Below are 367 nucleotides of genomic sequence, written 5' to 3'. Positions count from 1 at the left end.
CTTCCCCAGGAAACCTCAGGTTTTCGGCGGGCAGGATTCTCACCTGCCTTTTCGCATACTTATACCGGCATTCTCACTTCCATGCGCTCCAGCACTCCTCACGGTATGCCTTCTCCGCCCATGGAACGCTCCCCTACCCCTACTCGAAGTTCGATGTTAGAAGTTTGATGTTCGATCTTGGCATTCCTCCCGGGTCCTTACTTTATGCTTAGACCTTAGGATTTCTGCTTGCTTCGAACCTCGAACCTCCAACTTCGAACCTCGAATAAGCCGCGATTTCGGTGACAGGCTTAGCCCCGGACATTTTCGGCGCACAACCACTCGACCAGTGAGCTATTACGCACTCTTTAAATGATGGCTGCTTCTA

At 51.8% G+C, this 367-nt stretch carries 1 rRNA gene; it reads right to left on the bottom strand.

Annotation, left to right across the window (positions count from 1 at the left end):
- Positions 1–367 (bottom strand): 23S ribosomal RNA (locus tag JDF658_RS12485); the annotation flags it as partial.

Source organism: Carboxydocella sp. JDF658, from assembly GCF_002049395.1.
Taxonomy (GTDB): Bacteria; Bacillota.
The sequence above is the reverse complement of the archived record's forward strand: the minus strand, read 5'-3'. Positions and strand labels throughout refer to the sequence as shown.